Source organism: Telmatospirillum sp. J64-1, from assembly GCF_006980715.1.
In the GTDB taxonomy this organism is placed as follows: Bacteria; Pseudomonadota; Alphaproteobacteria; order Rhodospirillales; family Magnetospirillaceae; genus Oleiliquidispirillum; species Oleiliquidispirillum nitrogeniifigens.
The window spans coordinates 26,651-49,377 of record NZ_SBHN01000023.1 but is presented as its reverse complement, the minus strand read 5'-3'; the positions used below and the strand labels follow the sequence as shown (position 1 = coordinate 49,377).

General features: G+C 65.1%; 22 protein-coding genes. 14 read left to right on the top strand and 8 right to left on the bottom strand.

The window, feature by feature from the left end:
- The first annotated feature begins 99 nt into the window (after positions 1-99).
- Positions 100-828: a hypothetical protein gene (locus EPD66_RS19200; protein ID WP_142850137.1), complete on the top strand. Its 729-nt coding sequence runs from the start codon at positions 100-102 to the stop codon at positions 826-828.
- Between the two features lie 221 nt (positions 829-1,049).
- Here EPD66_RS19200 and EPD66_RS19195 read toward each other — a convergent pair whose 3' ends face one another.
- Positions 1,050-2,087, bottom strand: coding sequence for a methyl-accepting chemotaxis protein (locus EPD66_RS19195; protein ID WP_142850136.1), 1,038 nt, complete (start codon positions 2,085-2,087; stop codon positions 1,050-1,052).
- 212 nt (positions 2,088-2,299) lie between these two features.
- Here EPD66_RS19195 and EPD66_RS19190 point away from each other — a divergent pair, with 212 nt between their 5' ends.
- The gene (locus EPD66_RS19190) at positions 2,300-2,680 is read left to right on the top strand and encodes a VOC family protein (RefSeq protein WP_142850135.1); all 381 of its coding nucleotides are present in this window, start codon (positions 2,300-2,302) and stop codon (positions 2,678-2,680) included.
- 168 nt (positions 2,681-2,848) lie between these two features.
- Here the strand turns inward: EPD66_RS19190 and EPD66_RS19185 are convergent, their stop codons facing one another.
- The 5 genes from EPD66_RS19185 to EPD66_RS19165 all read right to left on the bottom strand — a co-directional run bounded on the left by EPD66_RS19185 (position 2,849) and on the right by EPD66_RS19165 (position 7,565).
- Positions 2,849-3,964, bottom strand: coding sequence for an OpgC family protein (locus tag EPD66_RS19185; RefSeq protein ID WP_142850134.1), 1,116 nt, complete (start codon positions 3,962-3,964; stop codon positions 2,849-2,851).
- 97 nt (positions 3,965-4,061) lie between these two features.
- Complete coding sequence (locus EPD66_RS19180; protein ID WP_142850133.1) at positions 4,062-4,622, bottom strand: DUF2889 domain-containing protein; 561 nt, start codon at positions 4,620-4,622, stop codon at positions 4,062-4,064.
- Between the two features lie 43 nt (positions 4,623-4,665).
- Positions 4,666-5,937, bottom strand: coding sequence for an HlyC/CorC family transporter (locus tag EPD66_RS19175; RefSeq protein WP_142850132.1), 1,272 nt, complete (start codon positions 5,935-5,937; stop codon positions 4,666-4,668).
- 21 nt (positions 5,938-5,958) lie between these two features.
- Positions 5,959-7,074 carry a 3-dehydroquinate synthase gene (aroB, locus tag EPD66_RS19170; RefSeq protein WP_142850131.1) on the bottom strand — a complete coding sequence of 372 codons (1,116 nt, stop codon included), beginning with the start codon at positions 7,072-7,074 and terminating at the stop codon, positions 5,959-5,961.
- Complete coding sequence (locus EPD66_RS19165; RefSeq protein ID WP_370511901.1) at positions 7,071-7,565, bottom strand: shikimate kinase; 495 nt, start codon at positions 7,563-7,565, stop codon at positions 7,071-7,073. Before EPD66_RS19165 ends, aroB begins: the two co-directional genes overlap by 4 nt.
- A gap of 377 nt (positions 7,566-7,942) precedes the next feature.
- Here EPD66_RS19165 and EPD66_RS24150 point away from each other — a divergent pair, with 377 nt between their 5' ends.
- From EPD66_RS24150 to EPD66_RS19150, 4 genes are all read left to right on the top strand, one after another.
- On the top strand, positions 7,943-8,083 hold the full coding sequence (locus EPD66_RS24150) for a hypothetical protein (RefSeq protein ID WP_185961514.1): 141 nt from the start codon (positions 7,943-7,945) through the stop codon (positions 8,081-8,083).
- Complete coding sequence (locus tag EPD66_RS19160) at positions 8,064-9,902, top strand: antifreeze protein (protein ID WP_142850129.1); 1,839 nt, start codon at positions 8,064-8,066, stop codon at positions 9,900-9,902. The genes EPD66_RS24150 and EPD66_RS19160 overlap by 20 nt, the downstream gene beginning before the upstream one ends.
- 130 nt (positions 9,903-10,032) lie before the next feature.
- Complete coding sequence (locus tag EPD66_RS19155; protein ID WP_142850128.1) at positions 10,033-10,929, top strand: site-specific tyrosine recombinase XerD; 897 nt, start codon at positions 10,033-10,035, stop codon at positions 10,927-10,929.
- A gap of 181 nt (positions 10,930-11,110) precedes the next feature.
- Positions 11,111-11,455, top strand: a complete 345-nt coding sequence (locus EPD66_RS19150; protein WP_142850127.1) for a phasin family protein — start codon at positions 11,111-11,113, stop codon at positions 11,453-11,455.
- A gap of 89 nt (positions 11,456-11,544) precedes the next feature.
- Here the strand turns inward: EPD66_RS19150 and EPD66_RS19145 are convergent, their stop codons facing one another.
- Both EPD66_RS19145 and EPD66_RS19140 read right to left on the bottom strand, forming a co-directional pair.
- A complete protein-coding gene (locus EPD66_RS19145; RefSeq protein ID WP_142850126.1) occupies positions 11,545-11,976 on the bottom strand; it encodes a bacteriohemerythrin in 432 nt (143 codons plus the stop codon).
- 139 nt (positions 11,977-12,115) lie between these two features.
- Positions 12,116-12,580: a bacteriohemerythrin gene (locus EPD66_RS19140; protein ID WP_142850125.1), complete on the bottom strand. Its 465-nt coding sequence runs from the start codon at positions 12,578-12,580 to the stop codon at positions 12,116-12,118.
- Positions 12,581-12,874: 294 nt separating this feature from the next.
- Here EPD66_RS19140 and EPD66_RS19135 point away from each other — a divergent pair, with 294 nt between their 5' ends.
- The 8 genes from EPD66_RS19135 (at position 12,875) to EPD66_RS19100 (ending at position 22,722) form a co-directional block, all read left to right on the top strand.
- The gene (locus tag EPD66_RS19135) at positions 12,875-14,665 is read left to right on the top strand and encodes an ATP-binding protein (RefSeq protein WP_142850124.1); all 1,791 of its coding nucleotides are present in this window, start codon (positions 12,875-12,877) and stop codon (positions 14,663-14,665) included.
- Positions 14,666-15,101: 436 nt separating this feature from the next.
- The gene (locus tag EPD66_RS19130; protein ID WP_221931031.1) at positions 15,102-17,231 is read left to right on the top strand and encodes a TonB-dependent siderophore receptor; all 2,130 of its coding nucleotides are present in this window, start codon (positions 15,102-15,104) and stop codon (positions 17,229-17,231) included.
- 55 nt (positions 17,232-17,286) lie between these two features.
- Positions 17,287-17,970 carry a Fe2+-dependent dioxygenase gene (locus EPD66_RS19125; RefSeq protein WP_142850122.1) on the top strand — a complete coding sequence of 228 codons (684 nt, stop codon included), beginning with the start codon at positions 17,287-17,289 and terminating at the stop codon, positions 17,968-17,970.
- Between the two features lie 193 nt (positions 17,971-18,163).
- Entirely contained in the window at positions 18,164-18,718 is a 555-nt protein-coding gene (locus tag EPD66_RS19120; RefSeq protein ID WP_142850121.1) for an RNA polymerase sigma factor, read from the top strand.
- Positions 18,718-19,173 (top strand): hypothetical protein, encoded by a 456-nt coding sequence (locus tag EPD66_RS19115; RefSeq protein ID WP_142850120.1) that lies wholly within the window; start codon positions 18,718-18,720, stop codon positions 19,171-19,173. The genes EPD66_RS19120 and EPD66_RS19115 overlap by 1 nt, the downstream gene beginning before the upstream one ends.
- Positions 19,170-19,607, top strand: a complete 438-nt coding sequence (locus EPD66_RS19110; protein WP_142850119.1) for a periplasmic heavy metal sensor — start codon at positions 19,170-19,172, stop codon at positions 19,605-19,607. Before EPD66_RS19115 ends, EPD66_RS19110 begins: the two co-directional genes overlap by 4 nt.
- Entirely contained in the window at positions 19,604-20,788 is a 1,185-nt protein-coding gene (locus EPD66_RS19105; protein ID WP_142850118.1) for an efflux RND transporter periplasmic adaptor subunit, read from the top strand. The genes EPD66_RS19110 and EPD66_RS19105 overlap by 4 nt, the downstream gene beginning before the upstream one ends.
- Positions 20,785-22,722, top strand: coding sequence for a MacB family efflux pump subunit (locus EPD66_RS19100; RefSeq protein ID WP_142850117.1), 1,938 nt, complete (start codon positions 20,785-20,787; stop codon positions 22,720-22,722). The genes EPD66_RS19105 and EPD66_RS19100 overlap by 4 nt, the downstream gene beginning before the upstream one ends.
- The last annotated feature ends 5 nt before the right edge of the window (positions 22,723-22,727 follow it).

Sequence of the window (22,727 nt, the reverse complement as noted above, 5' to 3'; positions counted from 1 at the left end):
GCTTCTTTTCTCTCCTCTCTCATTCTTTTCTTGCGACCGGAAGTGGAGTATCCTTGCCCGAATCATCCCTTCTTGAGCGGGTCGAGGGCAGGAGGCTTCATGGTCGTTCATCTTGGTGCGCATTCCGCGTCCGCGCCTTCCCTTTCCTGGCGGAACGGCCAAGCCGGGCAGGACAAGCCCGCCCCCTTCGCCCAGGAACGGGACGAGAAGGCGGAAAAGGCCCTCCAGGCGCTGGAGCATCTGCGTCGTACCACCTCGAAACCCTCGGAAACGCGCAAGGCGGCGGCCAAGGCCAAGTTGCTCCGGCTGAAGGAGCAGATCCGGATGCTGCGCATGTTCTCCTTCGGCGATCCGAAGGCCATCGCCCGCCAGGCCAAGAGGCTGGCGCGGGAATTGTCCTCGGCCGCCGCAGCCTATGGCGCGGAAGGGGGCGGCAGCGTGACCGTGGCCTCCGCTGCGTCGGTGCCTTCAGGACAGCAGCAGGCGGAACAGCAGGCCGCCGCTTCCCGGCCGGAGAATGCCGGAAAGGCCGAGGCGGAGGCGCAGGCGGCGATCCGGCAGGCCGAAACGAAGGACAAGGACGGAGAGGAAAGGAAAATCCTTCGGCCCACCAAGGATGAGGAGTTCATTCTTCTGGCGCGCCGCCTGTCCAAGGAATTGAAGGCGATCATGCAGAAACAGGCCCTGCGCCTGCGCCAGCAGGCCGGAAAGGACACGCCGGAAGCCCGCGAGGTCGAGGCCCTGGCCCGCAAGACTGAACTGGCGGTGATGGATGCCGAACGGAATCTGCGGAAGGGAGGACCAGCGGTCCTGTCGCTCCTCGTATAGCGTTTAAGAGGCGATTAAGAGGAAGGGCGCCCGACGCCTCTTCTCGTCACTCCCGCGGAAGCGGGAGTCCATGGAGCCGCTTCATCCCTTTCTAGCGGCTTACATCTCCATGCTCCTCAACATGGGCCGCCGCTTCCGCGGGGGCGACGATCTGCTGTGGGCGGTAACTGCTTCGTCCGCAGCCTGAGGACGGAGGGGCGCCCGGCACCCCTCCTTTCGCGTCATTGGGTGGGAAGCGGGTCCTGGATGATGGCGCCGTACCAGCCCAGGCCGCGATAGGTTTCGTAACCCGGGGTGAGGGCGAAGCCGACGACTTGTCCCTCGGGGCTGATATAGCTGCCCATGTCCTTGCCGCCGGTTTCCAAAGGATAGCGTTCCCGCAGGATGCCGTTGCCGTCGGAAGCGGCGATGACGCGGAAATTGCGGTCCAGCAGCAGGCAGCGCGTGCGGTTTTTCTCGTCGGCGCCCAGGCGCACGCCCTCGACCACCGCCGCAGCCTGGGGAGTCCAGTCGAAATGGATGCCCAGCACGCCCACCACGGGGCCATGGGTCAGGCCGCCTTCGCGGATGGCGGTGGCATAGGTGGCGACGGCTTGGCCGCCCAGAAGGTCGTTGGCTTCGATATCCATGGCGACGAATTCCTCGCCGCTGGCGGTCTTCATGGCGTCCTGGAACCAAGCGGTCTTGGCGACCGAGCGTCCGCAGACATGGGGGAAGCGACCGGATTGCGCATTGGCCAGGATGGTGCCATCCAGTCCGGCCACCCACAGATCGCAATAGACGGTATAAGAATTGATGATCACGCCCAGGCGTTCGGCGGCATGGGAACAGGTGGCTGGGCCGGGATTGCTGGCGGCCTCGACGATGGCTTGGTCGGTCGCCCACCAGCGTACGTCGCAGGAGCGTTCATAAAGATTGCGGTCGATGATCTCGATCATGTTGAGGCTGAGATCGGCCAGGCGCTGCCCGCGCATCTGGTCGATCATACGGGCGCCCAGTTCCTCCAGCTCGTGCAGGGCGCCGCGCAATTCGGTCGTCAATTCGTTGGCAACCAGGGTGATGTTGCCCGAAACCCCCTTGACTTCGTTGGCGACAACGGCGAAACCCCGTCCCGCCTCGCCGGCGCGCGTCGCTTCGATCATGGCGTTCAGGGCCAGGATGCGCGTGCTGGCGGTGATGGCGTTGATGCGCTCTATCTTGCTCTCGGTAATGGCGGAAGCCTGCCGAGTCAAAGTCAGAATCCGTTCCGGTTCGGCCATCCACACCTCCAGGGTGATCGGTTTCTGTGCAATTAAAAAATAGAACAATTTTTAATCATCAATAACTGTAAGTTTTTTGTGGGATTGGGGTGTGATCGCCCTGGGTGGAAAAGCAGGGGCGAGAGCGGGCGGGTTAGCTTTCATTGCCGTTGCGGCAATGCGCCGCCCTGCCCAGATGTCGCAGAAAGAACCAGGAAGGAGGCGCAACGCATATGCTGGGGCGGAAAAGGCTGAAGGACGTGGTCCCGACGGTGGACGGCAAGGCGATTCCCATCCTGGCTGCCTTCGACCTGGATGAAACGGTCGGCTTTTATCGCTGCCTGGGTTTCGGCCTCCAGGCCCGCTACGACGATTATGCCGTCCTGGCGCGCGGACAGATCGAGCTGCATTTCTGGGTGCCCGAGGGGCAGGTCTCGGCCGATGGTGCCGGCTGCTATCTCCGCGTCAACGATGTCACCGCGCTTTACTACGAAGTCCTCGCCTCCGGACTGACCTCGGTCGGGCGGCTGGAGGACAAGCCCTGGGGCATGCGCGAATTCCACATCAGCGACCCCAGCGGCAACCTGCTGCGCATCGGCCAGCAGATCCGCTAGAGGCTGCGGAGAAAGTCGGCTCTGTCTGCACCGCCTCGCCACCCCCGCGAAAGCGGGGGGCATGTGGGGGCTTGTGGAAATGCGAAGCGCTCAATACTGATGCTGCGGCAGCCTGGGTTCCCGCTTTCGCGGAATGACGAGGAAAACAGCGGTTTTTTCCGCAGACTGCTAGGCCTGGGCGGGCTTGCGGACGGTCATGTGCCGTCCCCATTCCCGCAAGGCGGCGAAGGCCGTCATCACGGCAACCCCGGCCAGCCCGACCGTGATTTGGACCGCCAGTCCGTCTCCCGCCAGGGTGCACAGGGCGTCGGCGATGGGCGCCAGCAGGACTCCCAAGCAGAAGACCTCCAGCGAATGGCGCCCCATCAGCCGGATCTGGCGGGGCAGGGGAGTATCGAGCCAGACGCCCCGGGGAATCAGGATGGCGGTGCAATAGGCCAGCGAGAGGAAATGGATCAGCCGCAGCGGGTCCAAGTTGGTCTTGTCGATGGGATAGAGCCATTGCCCCAGGGTTGGCGCGATCAGCGCGTCGTGGAGCTCGGGTCGGCCCCAGGTCCAGACCAGGGCGGCGGACAAGGCCAGGACGACCAGGGCGGCGGACAGCAGCCAGCGGTTCGGCGCCCTGGGCGCGGCGAAGGGCACGCCCCGGTACAAGGCGGCCACGCCGCCCAGGAAGAACAGGAACTGCCAGGCCAGCGGATTGAAGAACCATCCCCCGCCCGTCTCGGAGGGCAGGTTCCAGTCGAAATGCAGAGCCAGCGCATAGAGGCCGCCGGAGGCCGCCAGGCTGGCCAGCGGATATTTCACCAGCAAGGGCAGCATCGCCGCGAAGGCCAGCATCAGGATGATGTAGAGCGGCAGCGGGTCCATCAGATGCGGCTTGAAGCGCAGCGTCAGCGCTTCGATCATCGCCTGTTCGGGATGGCTGACGAAATAGGCGAGATGCATCTCCTGGACGAAATCGCGCGTCTCGACATGGCTGTTGGCGAGGGATACGGCGCCGATCAGCAGGACCAGCAGGAAGATATGGGCGATATACAGCGTCCAGGCACGGCGCAGGATGCGGCCGCAGGCGGCGGCGAAGCCGTCGCGGAGCAGCACGTTCCGATAGGCCAGCGTCGCGACATAGCCGGCCAGGAAGACGAACATCTCGGCCGCATCGCTGAGGCCGAAATTACGGATCGTGACGTCGCCCAGCACGTTGCCGGGAATGTGGTCCCAGAAGATGAAGACCAGGGCAAGGCCACGAAAGAAGTCGATACGGTCGTCGCGTATACCCTGCATGAGCGTTTCCCTCCGACCGCTACATGATCAGCCGGAGGAGTATGAGTAGAAAAAATGGCAAGAGTTTGCAGCTTGTGACGGCAATGTTACCGCCGCTTCAGGCCTCGGCCTTCGGCCCCGTATAGAATTCCGGCCATTCCCGCCGCACCACCTCGCTGTCCGAGGCCAGGGCGTGGCAGGTGTCGAGCAGGCCGGGGCGCGGCGTCTTGCCCTCCGTCTCCATGCGCTTCTTGCGCAGGGGATAGATGGTCTGGAAGGCGGTGGTGGCCAGCGGGCCGAACAGCTCCACCAGATGGGTGCAGCCCTGGCGGCCGCCGAAGCGGCTGCGCAATTCCCGCATGAAGCCCTTGTCGATGCGCAGGCCCTTCAGTTCGGAGAAGCTGGGGGCGATGGACGGACAGAGGGTGAAGGGGGAATGGTCGGTCACCGCCTCGACCGCATGGATCAGCATGTCGTCGTCCAGGGTCACGCGCAGCCACATCTCGTGGATCGGCTCGCCCGCCGCGATGCCGCCGCGATCCTTGTTGGGGAAGGCGTAGGTCTTGACGTCGGTCATGTGGCCTTCGATGTCCCACAGCCCATCGGCACGGCGATAGCCGGTGCAGGTGACCTTGCGGGTATGGATGTGTTCGCGGTCTGCGGGCGGTGAGAGAGGCATGGCTGTCAGATGGGAAGATGCTGCATTGCGGTCAAGCGGGAGCCTATGCCTTGTCTTCGAGGCTGTCGCGCGGCGGCGGGGTGATGCGGATGGCGGTCAGCTGGTTGCGGTGGCGGCGCACCACGTCGAAACGGAAGCCGTGGAACATGAAGCTTTGCCCCACTTCCGGGATCAGCCGGGATTCGTGCAGCACCAGCCCGGCGATGGTCGAGGCCTCCTCGTCGGGCAGGCGCCAGTCGAATTCCCGGTTCAGGTCGCGGATGGTGACGTTGCCGTCCACCACATAGGAGCCGTCGGTCTGCGGCCGCACGCCCAGCACGGCGATATCGTGCTCGTCCGAGATTTCGCCGACGATCTCTTCCAGGATGTCTTCCAGGGTGACGATGCCCAGCAGGGCGCCGTATTCGTCCACCACGATGGCAAAATGCTCGCGCCGGTCGCGGAAGGCCTGAAGCTGGTCGAACAGGCTGGTGGAATCGGGAATGAACCAGGGCGGCGAGGCCAGCGACACCACGTCCAGCTCGTCCAGGTCGCCGGGATGGGCGCGCACGGCGCGCAGCAGCGCCTTGGCGTGCAGGATGCCGACCACGTTGTCCTGTTCGCCCTGCCACAGCGGCAGGCGGGTGAACGGGCTGGCCAGCACCTGATCGACGATGGCCGAGGCCGGCTGGCTGGCGTCGATGGTGACCATGTTGCGGCGATGGGTCATGATCTCGGCCACCTCGACCTCGTCCAGGTCGAGGATCGAACGCAGCATGGCGCGCTCGTGCTTCACTTCCTCGGTGGTGTGCAATTCGATGGCGCCGCGCAGCTCGGCCAGGGCCTCGGTCAGGCTCATCTTGGCCGCTTGCTTGCCGCCGAACAGGCGCATGGTGGCGCGCACGATCACCTCGATCACCACCACCACCGGGGCCAGTACCACCGACAGGATGCGCAACGGCAGGGCCACGATCAGGGCCAGCTTGTTGGCATTGTTGATGGCGTAGGTCTTGGGCATGATCTCGCCGAAGATCAGCACCACGACCGTCAGCCCGACGGTGGCATAGGCCACGCCCGCCTCGCCATAGAGGCTGATCAGCAAGCTGGTGGTCAGGGCCGAGGCCAGGATGTTGACGAGGTTGTTGCCGAGCAGGATGGTGCCCAGCATGCGGTCCTTGGCCTCGTGCAGGCGGTTGACGAAGCTGGCGCGCCGGTCGCCCTCCTGCTCCATCTGGTGCATCAGCGGCTTCGATGCCGCGGTCAATGCCGTTTCCGAGGCAGAGAAGAAGGCCGACAGCAGCAGCAGGAACAGGACGGCCAGAAGGGTGAGGAGCATGGGAGTGTTCGTCTCTTGGCGTCAGCCGGTCGTCAGGGAATCGGCCAGGACGCCCAGTACTTGTTCGGGGTCCACGTCGCGGTCGAGATAAGCTTGGCCGATGCCTCGGGCAAGGACGAAGGTGACCTTGCCTTCCTTGACCTTCTTGTCGCTGGCCATGTGCCCCAACAGCACGCGGGCGTCCCAGTCCACCCCCGGCAGGCGGGGCGGCGTGACGGGCATGTCCAGGGCGCGCAGATGGCGGACCAGGCGCTCGACATCCTCGCGCGGGGCCAGGCCCATGCGGGCGGAAAGCTCGAAGGCCATGACCATGCCGATCGACACCGCCTCGCCATGCAGCAGGCCGGCGCCGTAACCGGCTTCGGCTTCCAGGGCATGGCCGAAGGTATGGCCGAGATTGAGCAGGGCGCGCAGGCCGTTTTCCTTTTCGTCCAGGGCGACGATGCGGGCCTTGGCGGCGCAGCTCGTGACCACCGCCTGGCGCTGGACGTCCTCGTCGCCCGCCAGCAGGCGCGCGCCGTTCTCTTCCAGCCATGCGAAGAAGGCCGGATCGTCGATCAGGCCGTATTTCAGCACCTCGGCATATCCGGCCTGCAATTCCCGCCGGGGCAGGGTGGACAGGGTCTCGGTATCGGCCAGGACCATGCGCGGCTGGTGGAAGCTGCCGACCAGATTCTTGCCGTGGCGGGTGTTGATGCCGGTCTTGCCGCCCACCGAACTGTCGACCTGGGACAGCAGGGTGGTGGGGATCTGCACGAAATCGACGCCGCGCAGCAGCACCGAGGCGGCAAAGCCGGTGATGTCGCCGATCACCCCGCCGCCCAGGGCGACGATCATGGTGTCGCGCTCGCAGCGTGCCTCCAGCATCGCGTCCAGCAGGCCTTCGAGATGGGCGAAATCCTTGGTCGCCTCGCCTGCCGGCAGCACCGCATGGGCGTGGCGGATGCCTGCCGCATCGAAGGACTTGCCCAGCCGGTCGAGATAGAGCGGCGCCACGTTGTCGTCGCTGACCACGAAGGCGCGCTTCTGGCGCATCACCGGGGCCATCAGCGCGCCCGCGCGGTCGATCAGGCCGCGCCCGACATGGATGGCGTAGGATCGCTCGCCCAGCGAGACGGTCAGTTCGGTCGTGCTCATGGCGTCACCGCCTGATGGCAGGCCAGGGCTTCCAGAACGCGCTTGACGGTGACTTCGGGGACTTCGTCGGCACTATCCACGACGATATCGGCTTGGGCATACACGGGATATCTCTTCTCCATGAGGGCCGCCAGGGTCTGGCGCGGATCGCCCTGGTTCAGCAGCGGCCGGTGTCCGCGTCCGGCGGTGCGCTTGACCAGCAGGTCGAGATCGGCGCGCAGCCAGACGGAAATGGCCCGGTCGCGGATCAGGCTGCGGGTCTGGCCGTCCATGAAGGCGCCGCCGCCGGTGGCCAGGATGCAGGGCTTGCCTTCCAGCAGGCGGCCGATGACGCGGCGTTCGCCTTCGCGGAAATGGGCTTCGCCGAACCGCGTGAAGATTTCGGTGATCGGCATGCCTGCGGCGGCTTCGATCTCGGTATCGGCGTCCAGGAAGGGCATGTGCAGGCGGGCCGCCAATTTGCGGCCGATGCAGCTTTTTCCGGCACCCATGAGGCCGATCAGGACAACGGTCCGGTTCGGCCGGACAAAAGTATCACAAGGGTCAGAGGACATAAACGCTCCGGCGGCGTTGAAAGCCGCAGCCGAGGAAGATAGACTGCCGCAGTTTCGCCATGGTCGAACCCTATCACAATCCGCAAGGCCCTAACAGAATAGGTTGTTTGGGCCAAGCCTTCTTGGGTCCGGCGAGCAAAAAGAGCATCCGTCGGTTGTTGCCAGGGGCAAAATTGTCGTCCGCTCTTTGCCGTCTGTTTACCATGGCGAGGCCATGATGGACAGAGCTGGCGGCGACTTCCGCCGGTCCGCTTCGGGCTTGTAGCCGTGGAGGCGGGCGCTGTCCACACGCGAGTAACGGTGCCGAGCACAACATGACCAAGTTCCTGAGCCTTCTTTTCCTGCTTTTCCTCTTTGCCGTTATCGGTGGTGGTGTTTGGCTGGCGACCTCCGACATGCCCGCGCCCACCGCCATGGTGGAGAAAGTCATCCCAGATGAACGTTTCAGACGTTAGCCGTCGGGCCGTCGCGGCCCTTGTGGTCGCGGCGGCCATGACCGGCCCGGTGATGGCGGCTTCGGCTGCGCCATCCGACATTTCGGCGCCTTTGCGGCTGCTGCCCCTGCCGGGGGGCGGCATGCCATCGCCTGCGCCCCAGGGCGAGCAATCGTTCCAGGATTGGCCGTCCGAACCCGCGGCGGCTCCGGTGGAGCGGGAGGTGGCGCCGCGAAGCGACATTCCCTGGATCGAGGTGCAGGAGCTGAAGGCGCCTTCCGCCGCCGCCGTCGGCATTCTCGAGGAAGCCCAGGGCGGTTTCGGCCTGGATATGTGGAGCGGCACTCGCCTGGCGCTGGTCCAGCGCCTGCTGCCCCATCTGCCTGCCGTCAGCGATTCGCCCGCCATGCGCGACCTGTCGCGCCGCCTGCTGCTGAGCACGGCCCGCGTGCCCGAGGGCAAGGGCAACGGCGAATCCCTGCTGAAATTGCGCTTCGAGCGCCTGTGGGCCATGGGCGACGTGGACGGGATGATGCGCCTGCTGCAGGCCGTTCCGGCCAGCGCGGTGACGCCCGAGATCCAGCGCTTCAAGTTCGACGCCTTGCTGCTGCGCGGCGACACCAAGGGGGCCTGCCGCGAACTGCCCGTCCTGATCAAGCGCAGCCCCTCCGATTACCTGACCAAGGGCCAGGCTTTCTGCCAATTGCTCGACGGCAGGATGCGCGAGGCCGGGCTGACGCTGGAATTGCTGCGCGAGCAGGGGCATCAGGACCCGGCCTTCTTTGCCGCGGCGGAAACCATCATGGGCCAGCGCCGGAACGATCCGATCAAGTCGCTGAACGACCCCGATCCGCTGCAACTGGCCGCGCTGATCCAGGCCAAGCTGCCGCTGCCCACGGATGTCGTCGAGAGCCGGCGTCCGGCGGTCCTGGCGGCGATCGCCGCCAATGACGAGACCGCAATGGAGATCCGCCTGCGCGCCGCCGAGCGGGCCGAGCGCTTCGGTGCTCTGTCGACGCAGATTCTGCGCGATCTCTATAACAACACGACCTTCACCGAACAGGAATTGGGGGCCCCTCTCAGCCAGGTTGATACCGCCCTGGGGGCGCGCGGCCATGCCCTGTTCTTCCGTCTGGCGCAGATGGAAGCCGCGCCCAACGTGCGGGCCGAGATCATCGCCCGCGCGCTGAACCGGGCGCAGAATGACGGGCGCTTCGCCGATGCCTCGCGCATCTATGCGCCCTTGATCCTGTCGCTGCGTCCTTCCTCTGAACTGGTGTGGTTCTCGGGCCATGCTGCCCGCGCCTTGCTGGCGGCGGGCGAGATCGACGGCGCGCGGGTCTGGGGCGATGTCGCCGCCCGCGCCAGCCGCAACAATCCCGATGCCGCCGCCACCGTTGCCGGTCTGTGGCCGCTGCTGCGCATCGTCGATACCGAGGAAGGGGTGCCGCGTCCCGAGGACGTTCTCGACAAGTGGCGCAAGGCCCGTCCCGCCGAGACGCCCGAACAGGAAATGCGCCGCAGCGCCGTGCTCTACAGCATGCTCGACGCCCTGGGCGAGCCGATCCGGACGGAAGATTGGGTGCCGCTGATGGAGCGTCCGATCCTGACCCAGGTCAACATGCCCCAGCCCGCCCTGTGGCATGCCCTGCGCATCGCCGCCGAGGATCTGCGCCTGGGCGAGACCGTTCTGCTGGGCCTGGTTTCGCTGGGTGAGGGCGGACCGACGCGGGCCGAGGCCACCAGCCTGTACCGCGTCGTCGCCAGCCTGCGCCTTGTCGGCCTGGATGCCGAAGCGCGCCGCCTGGCCCTGGAAGCGGCCATCGCCACCGGGGTCTAGCAGCCGTCAGGATGCCCGCGAAGGCGGGCATCCTCGCTGCCGCCGGGTCTTCCGGGCCTGGCTCGGCATCCCGCTTGTGGGGGTGCGGCAGGGTTGAGTTCATTCGTTACGCGAAGGAAGACCGGCAGGAATGTCCCGCCATATCGAGACCTTCCTTGAGATGATGGCGGCCGAGCGCGGGGCGGCCGCCAATACGCTGGAAGCCTATCGCCGCGACCTCGACGACCTTTCCGGCTTCCTGGAGGGGCGGGGCGTGGCCGTCCATGCCGCCTCGGTCGAGGATTTGCGCGCCTATATGAGCGCCCTGGCCGCACAAGGGTTGGCCCCGCGCACGGCGGCGCGGCGTCTTTCGACCCTGCGCCAGTTCCATCGCTTCCTCTATGCCGAGGCGGTGCGCAAGGAAGATCCCAGCCTCACGCTCGACACGCCGCGCCTGGGCCAGCCCTTGCCGAAATACCTGTCGAAGGCCGAGGTCGACGGATTGCTGCTGGCGGCGCGGAAGCGCGACCGGCGGGCGCTGGTCCTGCTCGAACTGATCTATGCCACCGGCATGCGCGTCTCGGAACTGGTCGGCCTGCCCTTCGCCGCGGTGGCCCGCGATCCCGAGGTGATCATCGTGCGCGGCAAGGGGGCCAAGGAACGCATGATCCCCCTGGGCCAGCCCGCCCGCGAGGCGGTGAAGCTCTGGCTGCCCGAGCGCCAGGAGATGCTGGGCAAGAAGACCTCGCGCTGGCTTTTTCCTTCCGACAGCGCCTCGGGCCATCTCACCCGGGACGGCTTCGCCAAGATGCTGCAGATCCTGGCCCTCGAAGCGGGGATCGATCCTCGCCGCGTCTCGCCCCATGTGCTGCGCCATTCCTTCGCCAGCCATCTCCTGGCGGGCGGGGCCGACCTGCGCAGCGTGCAGCAGATGCTCGGCCATGCCGACATCGCCACCACGCAGATCTACACCCATGTCCAGGAAGACCGCCTTCAGGCCCTGGTCGGGGGGCATCATCCCCTGGCGCTGAAACGGCCGAAGCGCTGAGTCTCGCCGTCTTAATCTGCGGTTTCCCGATTTTCCCGTATTGCTCCCGTTCGTGAGGGGGTACGCCCATGGGAGAGGGGGGTGCTCCCCCTGGGGGCGTAGCGCTTCTGCGAGGTCTTCAGGGAAGAGGGAACGATGTAGGCTCTTTCCCGGTTTCGGAACATGGGAAGAGGAGACCGGTATGAGTGAACGGAGAAATCAGGCCAAGGCCAGCACCGTCGAGCCGATGGCCCTGCTGCCGCGCTTCGACAGCGAGGACATGATGCGGGCGATGCAGAGCATGGCCGAGGACTGGAGCGAGCTGAACAGCCAGTTGGCGAACATGACCAATTCGGTCTTTCAGACCAACATGGAAGCCCTGGAACGCCTGCGTCATTGCCAGTCGCCGCAGGAGGCTGTGGATGTGCAGATGCGGATGCTGCAGAAATCCATGGACGAGTATCTTGCCGGTACGCGCCAGGCCGGCGACCTGCTGATGCATATGTCCAGCACCGCCCTGTCCTGCTTCCGCCCCGCGCAGGCCTGAGCCGAAGGCCTCCACGAGAAGGGGCAAGACCAGGGGGGCGGGATCGTCCGCCCCCTTACCAAAGGTCGTTCAGGGGAGGGGGCGCCGGTTCAGGCGTCCGTGGTCTTGACGGGGGCCTTGACCACGAAAGGCTTCAGCCGCAGGTCCTGCTCGATGATGTGGTTGACCAGCCATTCCCGCAGGAAGATAGCCAGGTCGCGCACCATCTCGTCCCGTTCCGGGCCGTCCTTGGCGGCGCAGTAGCGTTCGTGCAGAACGTTCAGCTTACGGATCAGTTCCTGATGGGCCTGGCGGTGGGATTCGTAGAAGGGATAGCGCGCCGCGCGCTGCAGGGCTTCTTCCCGGGCGAAGTGGTCCTGGGTGTATCCGAACAGATGGCTGATGATGCTGGCGATGGCGGTATGGTCGATGCGGCCTTCGGTCGCGGCCTCGAACTCGTTGATCAGCTTGATCAGATATTTGTGGTCGCCGTCGATGACGGGTTCTCCTACGCCCAAGGCATCGCGCCAGACGATCGGCATCTTTATTCTCCTAGTATCTCGGCGATAGATCGCCGCCTGCCAACCGGTCCTCGCGGGACGGTGGCAGCAAAACGCTGAGCCCTTGCCTCAGTGGGAAGAAGCGGAAAAAGCCTTTGTGCCTCCCCGTGGGGTGCCGGGCTCAGCGGACACGCGCGACAAGGGGCTTCTTCGAACCTAGGGTCTTGTTGCGATTGTACTCCTTGATATAGGGAGCCATGCGCAGGTCGCTCTCGATGATGTGCTTGATCAGCCAGTCGCGCAGGAAGCTGGCCAGATGGCGGACGATGGCGTCGCGCCGGCCTTCTTCCTTCAGTTTCCCGTATCCCTCGATGATGCTGTGCAACTCGCGGATCACGTCGCGGTGAGCCTTGCAATGGGACTCGTAATAGGGATAGCGGATGCGGCGCTGCAACGCCTCTTCCCGCTCGAAATGATCCTTGGTGTACTGGAACAGGCCGAGGATGAGTCGTGCAACGGCCTTGTGGTCGATCTGCGGACCGCTGATCGCCTTCTCGAAGCTGTTGATCATCTCGACGAGCTGGCGGTGGTCGCTGTCGATGTCTTCTTCTCCAACATTCAGGGCATCGCGCCATGTAATGGGCATGTTCTTCCCCTCTCTTCCGCCACCTTCACTCTTCTCCGATGCCGGACAGGCATGATCGGGCTGTTTCTTCCCGTAGTCTAGTATGACATTTTATGGGGTTTTGTCCATTATGTTGACAACCAGGGGAGCGGAAAGAACTTGGCGCGCGCCTACTTCCAGGGACTGGAGCCTTTCTAATTTCTGCACGAACATTTCTATCCGGAGACCTGTCGAGATTTTACCACAGAAAGGAACGGGTTGATATAATACAGCCTTGAAGAGTAAGAAGGCTGCTGTGGCCTTCGAGGGGAGTGGATGGCTTCGCGGAAAGAAACCTTCTGGACTGCCATCCGGCCAAGTTGGGGCGTCTGGGGAGCGGTTCTGCTGCTGACGCTGATCGGAGCCTTTTTCTGGTCGGCGGCAATCATCACTGATTATCGCGAATCCTTGCTGCGGGCCCGTGCCGTGGCGGCCGACACCGCTTTGCTGCTGGACGAGCATATGCGGCGCGTGGTCGAGGTCACGGACCTGATCCTCGAACAGGAAGCCGACTATCTGGCGACCACCGAACTGGACTACCCGATCTCGACTTCCTATTCCGCTTGGCTGCGCCTGCGGGAGCGGGCGCGGCCCTTGCCCCAGGTGGGCAGCCTGTGGCTCATCGACGCCAAGGGGGTCGTCCTGCTGGGGACATTGCGTTTCCCCATCGCGCGCCTCGAAGTTTCCGACCGCGATTATTTCCGCCTCCATGCGCAAGGCTTGGCGTCTCATCTGGGGCCGTCCCTCGAAGGGCGCGCGACCGGCGCGCGCGGCTTCACCATCAGCCGCCGCATCAGCGGCCCCGACGGCAGTTTCAAGGGCGTGATCCTGGCCTATCTGCCGCCCCCCCTGCTCGGCGAGATCGCGACCTTGGGCCGGGGGATGAATACCCGTCTGGCCGTCTATCGCACCGACGGCAGCGTCATCTTCGAAAGCCCCGAGAGCGAACAAGGCGGGCACAGCATCGCGGGAAGCGCGCTGCTGCACGATCATTTGCCGACGGGCCTGTCCGGGACCTATCAGGAGACGTCCAGCCGTACTGCCGGAGAGAGCATCATCAGCTGGCGCCATCTCCATGACCTGGGGCTGGTCGTCGTGGCCGAGATCGATGCCGATCTCGTCATGGCCGAATGGCGCAACCGATTCTACCGCAACCTCCTGCTGGCGGGATTGGGGATGACGGCGGTTCTGGGGCTGGCCTTCCTGACGACGCGGGGCCTGCGGCGCGAACGGGCGGCGCAGCGGGCGCTGGCTTTGTCCCATGAAGCCCTGGCGCAGCGTAGCCATGCGCTCAACGATGCCAATCTGCTGTTGACGGCGGCCAATATGGAGGCCCAGCGGGCGCAGGAAGCCAAATCCCGCTTCCTGGCCGCCGCCAGCCACGACCTGCGCCAGCCGCTTCAGGCGACCCGCCTGTTCCTCGACGTGCTGATGCTGCGTCAGAAGGACGAGAAGCTGCGGGAGGTGACGGAGCGGGCGGTCGAGGCCCTGGAAGGCGCCAATTCGCTGCTCAACACCCTGCTCGACGTTTCGACCCTGGAGGCGGGGATCGTCAAGCCCGAGATCCGCGACCTGCCGGTCAACCAGATTCTTATCGCCCTGGCCCGGGATTGCGCGCCGGAAGCCATGGCGGTGGGGCTGCGCTTGTCCATGGTTCCCTGTTCGGCGGTGGTGCGTTCGGACCCCGTGCTGCTGCAGCGCATGGTCCGCAACCTGGTCGTCAATGCCATCCGCTATACCGGCGAGGGGCGCATCCTGCTGGGCTGCCGCCGGCGCGGCGACAGGCTGTCGATCGAAGTCTGGGATACCGGCCCCGGCATCCCCGAGGACCGCCTGAACCTCATCTTCGAGGACTTCTACCAGATCGGCAATCCCGAACGGGACCGCCGCAAGGGCCTGGGGCTGGGCCTGTCCATCGTGCAGCGCACCGGCGAATTGCTGGGGCACCGCATCTGGGTCCGCTCCCGTCTGGGCAAGGGCTCGGCCTTTGGAGTCGTGGTGCCGGTGGTGGGCGAAGCGCCCCTCTTTTCAGCCGTTATTCCCCAGCACGAGGCGGCTCTGGATTAGAGCCGTTTCCATTCTGACGGTACCGGCTTTGGGCTCTGCGTGACGTGCTCCTCCCGGGGCCGCTCAAGCGCCGCGCCTTCGCCTGACTTCCTCGGAACGAAACGCGCTCAAGGGCGGAGAAGAAGCGAAAGAGGTTTTTCTTCTTTCTTCTTCGTTCGCTGAAAAATGGTTGAGAATGATTCCGATTCTTATTATCAAAAAAGACGGGGAGGCCTCCTCCTAATTGCAGGGGAGTGCCCGGAGGTTGATCTGCCGTCGCAACGCGGCAGAAAGGGCCGGTTTGTGCCGGCTCGGATTCTGTTGTTAATAATTATTCTTATTTGCGTTCGCAAGGGGTGGTGGAGAGAACCCTGACAACCCTCTCCGCTTCGGGTTCAGAAAAGGACAGCCAATGTCGAGTTTTCAAAGGGCTTCAGCCGTAAAAGTCCGCACCATAGTGCCCCGTGTGGCGCTGGCGACGGGCCTGACCATTACCGCCATGACCGCTTTCTATGCCGAGGCCCAGGCCCAGCAGGCAGAGGAAAGCCAGCCGGTGGAATTGCCGGCCATTTCCGTTGAGGGGACGACGGAAAGCGACGGCTACAAGGCCGATCATTCCGCCAATCATAAACTAACCGCGCCCCTGCTCGATACGCCGCGCACGGTGACCATCATCAACCAGCAGATGATGGAGGATCGCGGCTTCACCTCGCTGACCGATGTGCTGCGCACCACGCCGGGCATCACGCTCGGCTCCGGCGAAGGCGGCACGCCGGTGGGGGATCGGCCCTTCATTCGCGGTTTCGAAGCCAGCACCGACATGATGGTCGACGGCATGCGGAACCTGGGCCGCATCAATTACGAGGTGTTCAACCTCGAACAGGTCGAGATCAACAAGGGCCCGGGTTCGGCTTATGCCGGTCGCGGCTCGACCGGCGGTACCATCAACATGGTCAGCAAGACGCCGCAGGCCGAAAACTTTGCCCATGGCAGCGCGACCATCGGCACCGACGCCACCAAGCGCGTCACCGTCGACGGCAACTACATGGTCAACGAGAATGTCGCCATCCGCCTCAATGCCATGTGGCATGATGCCGAGGTCGCGGGGCGTGACCATGTCGATTTCACCAAGATGGGGTTCGCGCCGTCGATCACGGTCGGCCTGAACAGCCCGACCCGCGCGACGCTCAGCTACTATCACCTGCAGACCGACGAGATGCCGGATTTCGGCCATCCCTTCGATCCGCGCACCGGCAAGCCGGCGGATGTCTCCCGCAAGACCTTCTACGGTTTCGTCAATCGTGACTTCCGTGAGACGCAGACGGACCTGGCGACCCTGACGGTCGAGCATGACCTGAACGATGCCGTGACCTTGCGGAACGCCACGCGCTATTCGTGGATGAACAACGATTACGCCCTGACCCGTCCCAGCCAGACCGCCGCCCAGGCCGCTGCCGGAGAGGTCGCGCGCGCCTTCCGCAGCAGCAATCGCGACACCACCAGCCTGCTGAACCAGACCGACGTCCTGGCGAAGTTCGAAACCGGCACCATCAAGCATGATCTGGTGTTCGGCTTCGAGATCAGCCGGGAAGAAGGGCGCAACCGCGGCTATAGCAGCGCGAACCAGCCGACGGTGATCAGCCCCATCCACAATCCGGACGTCCATTTGCCGACCAACCCCCTGCTGACCGCCACGGGGGAGAGCAGACCGGTCGTCAATCACAACAAGGCTATCTATCTGTTCGATACCATCACTCTGACGGATCAGTGGATGGTGAATGGCGGGCTGCGTTGGGATGATTACAAGGTGGAAAGCGGAGACGTCAGCAGTTCGTCTTCCTTCCTCAACTATCAGGCGGGCATCGTCTACAAACCCGTGTCCAATGCCAGCATCTATTTCAATTACGGTACGTCGTCCAATCCCTCGGGCGAGACCGAGGGCATGTCGGGTGGAGCCGATGGCCCGGCCGGCGGCAATCTGGGCGGCAACCGCGCCGAACTGGATCCCGAGCGCAGCCACAGCTTCGAAATCGGGACCAAATGGGATCTGCTCAACGAAAGGCTGTCGCTGACCGCTGCCGTCTTCCGTACCGAGAAGACCAATCAGCGCGCCACGGATCCGGCAACGGGCGAGGTCGCCTTGATCGGCAATACCCGCGTCGACGGCGTGGAACTGGGGATCGCCGGCAAGATTACCGAAGCCTGGTCGGTCTGGGGGGGCTATACCTACCTGGATGCCGTCCTGCGGGATGACGGTGCCGGAACGAATGAAGGGAATCTCCTGAAATTCATCGCCCCGCACAGCTTCAGCCTGTGGACGACCTACGACGTCACCTCGGCCTTCACCTTGGGCGGCGGCGCCTTCTATACCGACCGCCGTTATGTCAACGATGCCAATACCATGAAGTTCGATCCGTATTGGCGTTTCGATGCGATGGCCAGTTATCGGGTCAACGACAGGCTGGATTTGCAGCTGAATGTCTTGAATTTGCTTGACGAAACCATCTATGACGCATCGCATGTAGGGGCTTTCGCTTTGGTTGCGCCGGGGCGTTCAGCACTGTTGACCGCGAACGTTCGGTTCTAGGCAATCGCGCCGGCCTTCATCAGCATGAAGGCCGGCGTTTTCAGGAGATTCCGCCATGATGTTCCGTATTCCCGAGGTTCTCTCCAAAGCGCAGGTCAAGCATTGCCGCGAGATCATCGATCAGGCCGAATGGGTGGACGGCAATGTGACCTCGGGGCATCAATCGGCCCTGGCCAAGCGTAACATGCAGTTGCCCGAAGGATCGGCGGCGGCCCGGCAGGTGGGGAACCTGATCCTGGATGCGCTGGAGCGGAATCCGCTCTTCATTTCCGCCGCCCTGCCGCTGAAGGTCTATCCGCCGCTGTTCAACCGCTATGCCAGCAACGAATTCTTCGGGACCCATGTGGACAATTCGATCCGTCCGCTGCGCGGCACCGATTTCCGCATCCGCACCGATCTGTCCTGCACCCTCTTCCTGTCCGAGCCCGAGGAATATGACGGCGGGGAGCTTTGCGTCGAGGACACCTATGGCGTGCACCGGGTGAAGCTGCCGGCCGGGCACATGGTCCTTTATCCTTCGACCAGCCTGCATCACGTGTCGCCGGTGACGCGCGGTGCCCGCGTCGCGTCCTTCTTCTGGCTGCAGAGCATGGTGCGCGACGAGGGCCAGCGGACCCTGATGTTCCAGCTGGACAAGGCCATTCAGGGCCTGACCTCGGATCTCGGCAAGGACCACCAGGCCCTGGTCGAACTCACCGGCATCTATCACAACCTGATGCGCCGTTGGGCCGATAGCTGATCTTCCTGAAAACTTCATTTGCTGAGCGCGGCCGACAGGGGAAACCTCGTCGGCCGCTCGCCGTTTGTCCTTCCCCTTTCGAAATATTTTCCCAAGGGCGTAGGATCGGCCTGCTTCATCCGTGAAAGCTACATCAACCGGCCCCGGCCTCGGCTCTGCCGTCGGCTCGCTGGCTGTCCTGAACGGGATTGGAATGCCTCTTTTCTTTCGTGATGACGCGGATGACCGCTTGCTGGCGCGCATTGCCGAAGGGGACGAGGCGGCTTTCCGGACCTTGATGGACCGCCATCTGGACCGGGCGTTCGGCCTTGCGCAGAGAATTCTGGGATCGCGCAGTGACGCGGAGGATGTGGTGCAGGATGCTTTTCTGAAGGTCTGGGACCGGGCCGAGTCCTGGCGCCCGGGTGAGGCGAAGTTCTCCACCTGGCTGTGGCGGGTGGTGACCAACCGCTGCCTGGACCTTCACCGCCGCCCGCGTCACGAAGCGCTGGAGGCCGTGCCCGAACCCCAGGACCCGGCCGAGGACGTGGTTTCGTCCATCGCCGCCGGACAGGAGGAGCGGCGGCTGAAGGCGGCCATGGCCGATCTGCCCGAACGCCAGCGCGCGGCCCTGGCGCTGATCTACGAGACCGGGTTGAGCAATGCGCAGGCGGCGGAAGTCCTGGGGATTTCGGTCGGGGCGCTGGAACAGCTGCTGGTGCGCGCCAAGCGCAGCCTGCGCGGGCGTCTGCAAGAGGAGACGGAGTAATGAGCGACCTGTCCGGCTTTCAGGACCGGCTCGACATCCATGGTGCGGAGCTCGCGGCATGGCCGGAGGAGGAACGCCGCGCCGCCGAGGCGCTGCTCGCCCGCTCGGCCGAGGCCCGTGCGCTTCTCGACCGGGCGCGGCATCTGGACGGTCTTCTGTCCGCGCTGCCGGTGCGGGAGGCCGGGCCGGATCTGCGCGCGCGCATCGCCGCCATCCCGGCCCGAAGCCCACGCCGCCAGGCGGCGCGGCGACGGCGTTTCGTCTTCCCATGGCCGCTGGCGCGCTGGCAGATGCATTTCGGCGGCGGCGCCGCCATGGCGGCATCGGTGCTGCTGGGTCTGTATGTGGGGGCGGCGGGACTGGTTCCGCCGCTTCAGGACGAGGTCGCGCAGGAAGCGACCGAGATGGCCTCCCTGCCTTATGAGGTGGCCTTCGAATTGGAGGAAATCCGATGATCGTAAGCGGCCGGATGGCACGTCTTCTGCTGGGCGCGCTGATCCTTTCGGTCTGTCTCAACCTCTTTGCCGCGGCGGCTTTCGGCGGGCGCTTCCTGGCGCAGCCGGAACGGGGCAAGGGGCAGGGCGGAATCGAGCGGATGGTGCATTCGGCCCCCGAGGCGGCGCGTCCGCTTTTCGCCGCGAAGCTCGAGGAGAACCAAGAGGAATTGACCGAACGGAGCCGGGCGATGGCCGAGGCGCGGCGCGAGGTCGCCCGCCTGCTGCGGAGCGAAGGGATGGATGCCGCAGCCTATGAGGCGGCCTTCGCGCAGTTGCGTGAACGGATGAACAATATGCACAGCCTGATCGATTCCATTTTGATTGAGACATTGGCCGAGGTTTCGCCCGAAATCCGCGCCGAATGGGCCCAGAGGTGGGAGCGCCGTCGATGAAGAATTTCCTGATTGCCGGACTGCTCGTCGCGGCTGCAGCCCTGGGCCTGGGCGGCTGGTATTTCGCCACGGCGGGCGATCCGCCCGTCACCCATGTCACCGCCATCGCCCAGCGCGGCAGCCTTGAACGCAGCGTTTCGGCCCTGGGCAAGGTCGAACCGCAGGAATATGTGGATGTCGGCGCGCAGATTTCGGGCCAGTTGATGACCATCCATGTCCAGCCCGGCGATTTCGTGCATGAAGGCGACCTGCTGGCCGAGCTGGACCCCACCGTCTACCGCGCCCGGGTCGAGGCCGACCGCGCCACCCTGGTCGGGCTGGAAGCCCAGTTGGCCGAACGCCGCGCCATGCTGCGCCTGGCCGAGCAGCAGCACCAGCGCCAGCAAGGCCTGTTGAAGGCCAATGCCACCAGCCGTGAAGCCTTCGACGCCGCGACGGCGGAGGTGGAGGCCTCGCGGGCCCGCCTTGCCGTGCTGGAAGCCGAGATCTCCAAGGCGCGTTCGACCCTCGAGGCCGACGAGGCCAATCTCAGCTATACCCAGATCCGTGCCCCGATGGCGGGCACGGTGATGTCCCTGAGCGCCCGCCAGGGCCAGACCCTGAACGCCAACCAGCAGGCGCCGATCATCCTGCAGATCGCCGACCTCGAAACCATGACCGTGCGGACCCAGGTCTCGGAAGCCGATGTGGGCAAGCTGCAGCCGGGGATGGACGCCTATTTCACCATCCTGGGCGATACCAACCGCCGCTGGACGGGCAAGCTGCGCCAGATCCTGCCGACGCCGGAAGTGGTCAACGACGTGGTGCTCTATAACGCCCTGTTCGAGGTCGACAACACCGACCGCCGCCTGTTGCCGCAGATGTCGGCCCAGGTCTTCTTCATCCAGGACAGGGTCGAGGATGCGGTCCTGGTGCCGATGGCCGCCGTGCAGCCCGGTGGGGAGCGGGGACGGCGGGTCGTGCAGGTGCTGACCGAAAGCGGCGAGCTGGAGACGCGCCCGGTGCGTGTCGGCATCTCCGACCGCATCAGCATCCAGATCGTCGAAGGGATCGAGGAAGGCGAGCGCGTGGTACTGAATTCCGGCGGCGCCTATCGTCCGGACATGGCCGGCGGCCCCGGCATGGGGCCGGGCGCGGGCCGGTCCCCCCGTATCGGCGGTGCACCCAGGATCGGCTCATGACCCGGCCGCTGATCTCGCTCCGCGACATCACCAAGAGCTTCCGTCGCGGCGGGCTGGAAACCCAGGTCCTGCACGGAATCTCGCTCGATATCTATCCCGGCGAATTCGTCGCCATCCTGGGCGCGTCGGGCTCGGGCAAGTCCACGCTGATGAATATCCTGGGCTGCCTGGACCGGCCCAGCGGCGGGCATTACCTGCTGGACGGGCAGGACGTGGCCGGGCTGGGCCGCGATGCCCTGGCGCGGCTGCGCCGCGATGTCTTCGGCTTCGTCTTCCAGCAATACAACCTGCTGCCTACCGCCACCGCCGTCGAGAATGTGGAGATCCCGGCCATCTATGCCGGTCATCCCCGTGCCGAGCGGCAGGAGCGGGCGCGGTCCGTGCTGGAGCGCCTGGGCCTGGGAGACCGGCTGGATCACCGGCCGTCGCAGCTTTCGGGCGGCCAGCAGCAGCGCGTCTCCATCGCCCGCGCCCTGATCAACGGCGGGCGGGTGATCCTGGCCGACGAGCCCACCGGCGCCCTGGACAGCCGCAGCGGGCGCGAGGTCATGGACCTCTTGCGCGAGCTCAACGCCAAGGGCCACACGGTCATCCTGATCACCCATGACGCCGATGTGGCGAAGGAGGCCAAGCGCCGCATCCGCATCGCCGACGGGCTCATCGTTTCCGACGAGATCGCCGAGGAGGCCGAAGAGGAGACGGGGCAGTCCCTGCCGCCCTCCGACGCGCGGAACGGCAATGTCCTCTCGGACATGGGCGAAGCGGTGCGCATGGCCTTCCGCTCCATGCGCGGCAACATCTTCCGCACCATCCTGACCCTGCTGGGCATCGTCATCGGCGTCGGTTCGGTGATCGCCATGCTGGCCATCGGCGACGGCGCCAAGAAGGCGGTGATCGACAACATCTCGGCCATGGGGACCGATCTGCTGCTGGTCCGCCCCGGCGCGCCCAACATGCGCATGGCCGGGGCCAGCACCAGCCTGACGCCCGAGGACGCCATCGAGATCGGGCGCCTGCCCGGTGTCGCCGCCTCGGTGCCCGAGATCAACACCACCCAGACCCTGCGGGCGGACAATCTGGATCACCAGACCAGCATCACCGCCACCTCGTCCGCCTTCCCCCAGGCGCGCAACTGGCGGGTGGCGCAAGGCGTGTTCTTCGACGAGAACGACACGCTGGAATACGCGCCGGTGGCGGTGCTGGGCGGGACGGTGGCGCAGGCGCTGTTCCCCGACGGGCGCAGCCCGCTGGGGCGTTACATCCTGATCAGGAACGTTCCCTTCCAGGTGATCGGCGTGCTGGAGGAAAAAGGCGCCTCGCCGCAGGGCATGGACCAGGACGACATGGTCCTCGTTCCCTTGAGCACCGGGCAGCTGCGCCTGATCGGCCAGCGCCATCTGCGCAACATCACCGTGCAGGTCGAACCTACCGCCGACATGAACGCGGTGCAGGAAAGCATCGAATCGCTGCTGCTGGCCCGCCACGGCCGGGTCGATTTCCAGGTCCGCAACATGGCCGCGCTGCTGGAAAGCGTGGGCCGCACGCAGGATACCTTCCGCCTGCTGCTGGGCTCGATCGCCGCCATCTCGCTGCTGGTGGGCGGGATCGGCGTGATGAACATCATGCTGGTCAGCGTCACCGAGCGTACCCGCGAGATCGGCATCCGCATGGCGACCGGCGCGCGTGGCATCAACATCCAGATGCAATTCCTGACCGAGGCGCTGGTGGTTTGCTGCACCGGCGGCCTGCTGGGCGTGGCCGGGGGGCTTGCCACCGGCTGGCTGATCGGCAGGCTGGGCAGCCCGGTGGAATTCTCGCTCACGCCGGTCCTCGTCGCCTTCTTCTGCGCCGCCGGCACCGGCCTCGTCTTCGGTTTCCTGCCGGCGCGCAAGGCGGCCCGGCTAGACCCCGTGGTGGCGCTGGCCTCTGATTGAGAAAC